The 6,603-nt window shown below is 72.3% G+C and carries 8 protein-coding genes and 1 pseudogene; 2 read left to right on the top strand and 7 right to left on the bottom strand.

The genetic code is table 11. The annotated features are described in order from the left end of the window. On the top strand, positions 1-495 hold a 495-nt coding region (locus ACFFNX_RS38045), incomplete at its 5' end, for a Kae1-like domain-containing protein (protein WP_446678549.1). Between the two features lie 33 nt (positions 496-528). Here the strand turns inward: ACFFNX_RS38045 and ACFFNX_RS38040 are convergent. Continuing rightward, positions 529-1,173 (bottom strand): hypothetical protein, encoded by a 645-nt coding sequence (locus ACFFNX_RS38040; RefSeq protein WP_378210936.1) that lies wholly within the window; start codon positions 1,171-1,173, stop codon positions 529-531. Between the two features lie 153 nt (positions 1,174-1,326). On the opposite strand from ACFFNX_RS38040, the gene ACFFNX_RS38035 reads away from it, so the two are divergent. After that, a complete protein-coding gene (locus ACFFNX_RS38035; protein ID WP_378210935.1) occupies positions 1,327-2,514 on the top strand; it encodes an MFS transporter in 1,188 nt (395 codons plus the stop codon). A gap of 32 nt (positions 2,515-2,546) precedes the next feature. Here the strand turns inward: ACFFNX_RS38035 and hypE are convergent, their stop codons facing one another. From hypE to ACFFNX_RS38005, 6 genes and pseudogenes are all read right to left on the bottom strand, one after another. Further along, positions 2,547-3,674, bottom strand: coding sequence for a hydrogenase expression/formation protein HypE (hypE, locus tag ACFFNX_RS38030; RefSeq protein ID WP_378210934.1), 1,128 nt, complete (start codon positions 3,672-3,674; stop codon positions 2,547-2,549). Beyond that, complete coding sequence (gene hypD / locus ACFFNX_RS38025) at positions 3,667-4,794, bottom strand: hydrogenase formation protein HypD (protein WP_378210932.1); 1,128 nt, start codon at positions 4,792-4,794, stop codon at positions 3,667-3,669. The genes hypE and hypD overlap by 8 nt, the downstream gene beginning before the upstream one ends. Further along, positions 4,794-5,039 (bottom strand): HypC/HybG/HupF family hydrogenase formation chaperone, encoded by a 246-nt coding sequence (locus ACFFNX_RS38020; RefSeq protein ID WP_378210931.1) that lies wholly within the window; start codon positions 5,037-5,039, stop codon positions 4,794-4,796. Before ACFFNX_RS38020 ends, hypD begins: the two co-directional genes overlap by 1 nt. Further along, positions 5,014-5,406 carry a hydrogenase maturation nickel metallochaperone HypA/HybF gene (locus tag ACFFNX_RS38015; RefSeq protein WP_378210930.1) on the bottom strand — a complete coding sequence of 131 codons (393 nt, stop codon included), beginning with the start codon at positions 5,404-5,406 and terminating at the stop codon, positions 5,014-5,016. Before ACFFNX_RS38015 ends, ACFFNX_RS38020 begins: the two co-directional genes overlap by 26 nt. Further along, positions 5,399-5,905: a hydrogenase maturation protease gene (locus ACFFNX_RS38010; protein WP_378210928.1), complete on the bottom strand. Its 507-nt coding sequence runs from the start codon at positions 5,903-5,905 to the stop codon at positions 5,399-5,401. The genes ACFFNX_RS38015 and ACFFNX_RS38010 overlap by 8 nt, the downstream gene beginning before the upstream one ends. Continuing rightward, positions 5,902-6,603 (bottom strand): annotated as a pseudogene (locus ACFFNX_RS38005) (hypothetical protein); the annotation flags it as partial. The gene ACFFNX_RS38010 and the pseudogene ACFFNX_RS38005, both read right to left, overlap by 4 nt.

Here is a 6,603-nt window from a genome sequence, read left to right as displayed (position 1 = left end):
CCGCCGACGTCGAGCGTGGGCCGGCTGTTCGACGCCGTCGCCGCCGTACTCGGCGTCCGCGACCGCGTCGGCTACGAGGGGGACGCCGTCGTCGAGCTGGAGCAGCGCGCCGACCCGGGCGAACGCGGAGCCTATCCGGTCCGCCTCGACGGCGGGTCGCCCTTCACCGTGCGGGGCGCCGACCTCGTCGCGGCCGTCGTGGCCGACCTGGACTCGGGGGTGCCGGCGGTCGCCGCGCGGTTCCACAACACGGTCGCCCGCCTGGTGGTGGCCGGCGCCGTACGCCTGCGGGAGACGACCGGACTGACGACGGTGGCGCTGTCCGGCGGAGTCTTCCAGAACGTCCTGCTCCTGGACCGTACGGTCACCGGCCTGGAGGCCGAGGGCTTCGCCGTGCTGGTCCACCGCCGCGTGCCGCCGAACGACGGCGGCATCAGCCTGGGCCAGGCCGCGGTCGCCACCGCCCGCGCCCTCTCCGGCCCGTCCCCGGACTGAGTCACGCCTGCGGTTTCGCCGCCGATGGCTGGTCTACTCGAGTATCAGGTTCGCCATCCGCACGATGTCGGCGGCGTGCCTGCCTGCCTCGTAGACGACGAACCGTTCCTTCTTGACCAGCAGCATTTCGTCCCCGTGCAGCGTCCACGAGCGGACGTCGTCGGCGCTGATGGCCTTGAGGAGTCCGGGCGAGAAGAGCCGGGCCGCCCACTCGGGGTCGTCGGTGACGATGGCGAATCGCCGATCGAAGTCGGCATCGCCGGTCTGGATGGACGGCCGATGTTTCAGGCCGACCGCGCGCAGGACGTCCGAGCCCGCCCCGCGCGCCTCGACCCGGGTCTCGGGCCCCGGGCCGGGCAGGCGTACGCAGAGGATGATCAGATCGTGGATGACGCGGGTGGGAGGGCTGCCACCGCGCTTCGTCTCGTACTCGGCGTCCGCGATCGTCACCGGGAGGTCCTCGACCGTCCCTGACACCATCCGCCGGACCGCGAATCCGGGCAGGGCCGGGACGCGATCCCGCCACGCCGCGTTGACGTCTCCCTCCTGGAACGACCAGCCGTTGGATGTGGCCCAGGCCGCCGACTTCCTCGACCGGCCGCGCCGAGCCGCCTCGCGAGCCGCTTGAGCACAGGCGGCGAGCAGCAGCACGAGCACGACGGTGATCACGAACGTCATGAGAGGAGATTACGGTCGGGAACAGGCGCCAACTATCGTGATCAGTCACAGGAGCTGCGAAAAGGACGTCGTCCACGTCACGCGGTCCCCGTTCGGACGCCGCTTGGACGCTTTCGACCCCAGGACCGGCGACCGGAGAGCGAGGTTGAGACGATGACGTCGGAGGTCGTCCTGACGGGCGGTCCGGGCGGGGACCGCGCGCACGGCGAGGAGGGCCGGGCCTCACGGCCGCGAGGCTTCGCCGTGCTCCTGGCGGTGACCTTTCTCGCCTTCGTCAACTATGCGGCGCTCTTGTCGGTCGTCCCGCTGTGGGCCGCCACCGGCGGAGCCGCCAGCGTGGCAGTGGGGTCCACGACCGGCGCCATGATGGCGGCCACCGTGGCCACGCAGGTGGCCGCCCCGTGGCTTTTCAAGGTCATCTCCCTGCGAGCGATGGTGGTGGTCGGCGCGACGCTGCTCGGGGCTCCGACACCGCTGTACGGTCTCTCCGCGGACATCGCGCCGATCACGACGATCACCGTCGTTCGCGGTATCGGTTTCGCGCTCGTGGTCACCGCCGGAGCCACGCTCGTCGCCGAGTTGGCCGCCGACGGGAAGCTGTCCTCCTCGGCGTCGCTGTACGGCGTGGCCGCGGCTCTGCCCAACCTCGCAGCGCTCGCCGGAGGGATCTGGATCGCCCGGAACCAGGGCTTCCCGGTGGTGTTCTGGGGTTCCGCGGCAGCGTGCCTCGCCGGTGCGGCGCTGGCCCTGCTGCTGCCGCGCGGGCATCGTGGCCGGTTTCGTCTCGGGTCGATGGCCGACGTCCGCGATATCGCGGTGCCGATCGCGCTGTTCGTGCTGACCGCCGGATCGTTCGGGGCGGCGACGACCTTCCTGCCGGTGGCCGTGCGGGGAGCCGGCACTGCGTCGTGGGCGTTGTTCGCGGCGTCGGCCGGTCTGGTCTCGGCGCGGCTCGGCGCCGGGGCCGTCGGCGATCGCCATGGCGCGGGCAGGCTGGTGCCGGTCTCGGTGCTGTGCTGCGCGGCCGGGCTGGCGGTCATCTCGCTGTCCCTGACCGGCTCCCACGGCCTGCTGTTCGTCGGGGCCGCGCTGCTGGGCGCGGGGTTCGGTGCCTGCCAGAACGATTCCTTCGTGCTGAGCGTCCAGCGCCTCGGCGACGGTCGCGGCGGCACGGCGAGCACGATCTGGAACATCGCCTACGACGGTGGTGTCGGAACCGGGGCCGCCGCGCTCGGATGGTTCATCGGCGACGCCGGCTATGCCGGTGCCTTTCTCACCATGGCCATCGTCGTCGGTGTCCTCGCGATCCTGCTCTCCGTCGCGCCCGCCCGCCGGCGGTGACGCGGGCGACTGGATGAGGAACGTCCGCCACCTCAGCAGATCCGGGGCAGGGGGTCCCCGACCAGCAGGTCGACGATACGGGTGCCGCCGAACGTGGTCTTGAGCAGGACGAGCCCGGGCGGGTCGGCGCCGATCCGCCCGACGATCGCGGCTCCCTCGCCCAGCGGGTGGGAGCGCAGGGCGGCCAGCGCGTCGCCGGCCGCGTCGCCGGACACGACCGCGACCATGCGGCCCTCGCAGGCGACGTACAGCGGGTCGATGCCGAGCAGCTCGCAGGCCCCGCGCACGTCCGGACGCACCGGGATCGCGTCCTCGTCCACGACCACGGCCACGCCGGCGTCGCCGGCCACCTCGTTGAGGATCGTCGCCACTCCCCCGCGCGTCGCGTCGCGCATCCGGCGCACGCGGTCGCCGCAGGCGTCCAGCAAGGTCGTGACCAGGCCGTTCAGCGGCGCGGTGTCGGAGGCCAGGTCGGACTCGATGTCCAGCTCGCCACGGGCCAGCATGATCGTCACGCCGTGTTCGCCGATCGGGCCGGAGACCAGGACGGCGTCGCCCGGCCGTACCTCGCCGCCGGGCGGGCGCCGGACCACGCCGATCCCGGCGGTGCTGATGTAGCAGCCGTCAGCCTTGCCGCGCTGGACCACCTTGGTGTCGCCGGTGACGATGTCCACGCCCGCGGCCTCGGCGGCGGCGCGCATCGACGCGACGACCCGGCGCAGATCGGCGACCGGGAAGCCCTCTTCCAGGATGAAACCGGCCGACAGGTGCAGCGGCTCAGCGCCGGAGACGGCCAGGTCGTTGACGGTGCCGTTGACGGCCAGGTCGCCGATGTCGCCGCCGGGGAAGAACAGCGGCGACACGACGTAGGAGTCGGTGGTGAACACCATCGACGCGCCGTCGACGCCGAACCGGGCGCCGTCGTCCAGGGGTTCGAGCAGCGGGTTGCGGAACGCGTCGAGGAAGACCGCCTCGATGAGCGTGTGGGTGGCCTTGCCGCCGGAGCCGTGGGCGAGCGTGATGGCGTCCTCGCGCAGCCGCGGCCTGCGGCGGCGGGCCCGTTCGATGCGTTCGAGCACCTGCTCCTCCCGGTCGGCGACCTCGGTGTGCGCGTGCTCGCGCACGGCCGCCTCGGCCCACTCCGCGGAACGCTCAGTCACGGGTCGCCTCCCGTACCCGGTCGCGGGAGAACCGGCCGAAGTTGTAGTACGCGGCGCAGGCGCCCTCGGAGGAGACCATGCAGGTGCCGATCGGCGTCTCCGGCGTGCACGCGGTGCCGAACACCTTGCACTCCCAGGGCTTGAGCACCCCCTTGAGCACTTCACCGCACTGGCAGGCCTTCGGGTCGGTCACCCGGCCGCCGGGGATCTGGAAGATCCGCTCGGCGTCGAACTCGGCGTACGGGTCGCGGACGCGCAGCGCGGAGTGGGAGATGAAGCCCAGGCCCCGCCACTCGAAGTACGGCCGCGGCTCCATCGTCTCGGAGATGACCCTGAGCGCCTTGGGGTTGCCCTCCCACGGCACGACGCGGCCGTACTGGTTCTCCACCTCCGAGCGGCCCTCGGCGAGCTGCGTGAGCAGCATGTGGATCGACCGCAGGATGTCGAGCGGCTCGAACCCGGCGACGACCAGCGGCTTGCCGTACTCCCGGGCGATGAAGTCGTACGGCCGGCAGCCGATCACCGTCGAGACGTGGCCGGGGCCGATGAACCCGTCGAGCCGCAGGTCCGGAGAGTCGAGGATCGCCTTGATCGCCGGGATGATCGTCACGTGGTTGCAGAAGACGGAGAAGTTGCCCACTCCCTCGGCCCGGGCCCGCAGCACGGTCATCGCCGTGGACGGCGCGGTCGTCTCGAAGCCGATCGCCATGAAGACGACCTTCTTGTCCGGGTTCTGCCGGGCGATCTTCAGCGCGTCCAGCGGGGAGTACACCATGCGGATGTCGGCGCCATGCGCCTTGGAGTCGAAGAAGGACCCGCGCCCGCCGGGCACCCGCATCATGTCGCCGAAGGAGGTCATGATGACGTCGTCCTGCTCGGCGATGTGGATCGTGTCGTCCACCCGGCCCATCGGGATCACGCAGACCGGGCAGCCGGGGCCGTGCACGAGCGTGACGTTCTCCGGCAGGTGGTCCGCCAGCCCGTGCTTGTAGATCGTGTGCGTGTGCCCGCCGCAGACCTCCATGAACTTGTACTCCCGGCCCGGGTCGCACAGGCTCGCGATCGAGGCGGCCAGCGCGCGGGCCTGGTCGGCGTCGCGGTACTCGTCGACGAAACGCATCACTCGATCCTCGATTCCCGTAGCGCCTCGACCTCGTCGGCGTAGGCCTGGCCGACGCCTTCGAGGAAGTCCATCGCCGCCTTGGCCTCGGCCTCGTCGATCTTGGACAGGGCGAACCCGACGTGGATGAGGATCCAGTCGCCCGGCCGCGGGCTCTCGTCGGCGATCAGCCCGATGTTGATCGCCCGCCGGACGCCGCTGACGTCGACCTTGGCGAGGTCAGGCTGGTCGGGGAGGATCTCCACGATCTCCCCCGGGATTCCCAGGCACATCGTGTGCCTCCCCTATCTCGATGGATTCCAGCACCAGCTCGTCGCCGCCGGTCACGTCAACGTCGCCGTCGCCGCACGTGGGGCAGACCGCGAGCGGGTCGAGCGTGCTGCCGTCGTGACCGCACGCCCGGCAGGTGAGCCGGGCCGGGGTCACGACCATGTCGATGGCCGCGCCCTCGGCGACGGTGCCCTCGGTGACCAGCTGGAACGCCTGGTCCATCGAGGGCTCGACGATCCGCAGCAGGGCGCCGGCCCGGATCGTCGCCCGGAAGACCTGGCGGCCGGCGGCGCGTTTCTCCACCGCCTCGAGGATCGCCTCGGCGAGTCCGATCTCATGCATTCACGTCACCCGCCCCGCCGTGGGTTGCCTGATGGTCACGGAGCTCCTCCTCGATGAGTTCGCGAACCAGCCGGACGGCGGGTTCGATGGCCGCGGCGACCGGGGGGCTGAGCTCCATGCCCGGCGTGACGTCCGCGGGCTCGCAGCCGACGAGCAGGACCCGCCGCATCTCGCCGCCGACAGCGCCGACCAGGCCGAGTACGACGTCGGGGGTCATCCCGTGCGCGTCGACGACGGGGTGGGGCTCGCCCTCCTCCAGCTCCAGGGCGTACAGCGTGCCGGGCTCCTCGCCGCGCGGCGCGGCGTCGACCAGGATCGTCGTGTCGTACGCGGACAGCTCGTAGGCGAGGTGGACGCCGCGGATGCCGAAGTCGCCGACGACGACGCCGTCGGGCAGCGGAGTCCGGCCGGGCCGCTCGCTGAGTCTCCGGGCGACCTCGACGCCGAACCCGTCGTCGCCCAGGAAGACGTTGCCCACGCCCGCGACCAGGATCTTCACAGCGGCTCCACGTCCTCGGGGCCGAAGTACCAGTAGCGGCCCTGGGCCCGGCGCAGGTCCGTGCCGGGGTCGTCGTCGACGGTGACGGCCAGGTGCCGCGAGCCGTCGACGTCGAGCAGCACGGCCTCGACGGTGGCGATCCGCCCGGCCACGAACATGTCCTGCGCGTCCGCGCGTCCGTCCGGGGTCAGGCGCACCTTGCTGCCCTTGCCGACCTCGTGCCCGGCGATGGTGATCCGGTCGGTCTCCGGGGAGATCGACGCGTCGGCGCCAGGCTCCCACCAGGGCCGGTCGGTGAGCGTCGTCGCGCGCGGGCCGGGCGGCTCGTGGACTCCGGTCGCCTCGCCGGGCTCCTCCGCGGCGAGGTGCGGCCGGTCCCGCAGGATGACCGGAGAGGACAGCATCAGGTCGTCCGCGACCAGTACCGGCCAGGCGCGGAGGTTCTCACACGCCTCGGCGTACGGCCGCGCCCACTCCGGCGGGTCGGCCAGCGAGAGGAACACCCCGCCGGTGAGGCCGAGCAGCGCGTGCGCCGCGACGAGCGAGCGCCGCAGCGCCTCGGGCCGCTCCTCCCCGGTCCACCCGCTGGTGTTCTCCAGCCGCAGCCGGAGCCGCACCACGCCGTACGGGCCGGGCAGACGCTCGGCGGAGGCCCGGACCCGCACGTCGATCGGCTCCCAGGCGCGGGTGACGCCGTC

This window comes from Actinoallomurus acaciae (assembly GCF_042429965.1).
Classification (GTDB): domain Bacteria; phylum Actinomycetota; class Actinomycetes; order Streptosporangiales; family Streptosporangiaceae; genus Actinoallomurus; species Actinoallomurus acaciae.
This window is presented reverse-complemented; position numbering and strand designations above follow the sequence as displayed.

Excerpts from the sequence above, each read along its gene's own strand:
- ACFFNX_RS38015 (WP_378210930.1), bottom strand. The coding sequence starts at position 5,406 with ATGCATGAGATCGGACTCGCCGAGGCGATCCTCGAGGCGGTGGAGAAA.
- hypD (WP_378210932.1), bottom strand. The coding sequence starts at position 4,794 with ATGCGTTTCGTCGACGAGTACCGCGACGCCGACCAGGCCCGCGCGCTG.
- ACFFNX_RS38035 (WP_378210935.1), top strand. The coding sequence starts at position 1,327 with ATGACGTCGGAGGTCGTCCTGACGGGCGGTCCGGGCGGGGACCGCGCG.
- ACFFNX_RS38040 (WP_378210936.1), bottom strand. The coding sequence starts at position 1,173 with ATGACGTTCGTGATCACCGTCGTGCTCGTGCTGCTGCTCGCCGCCTGT.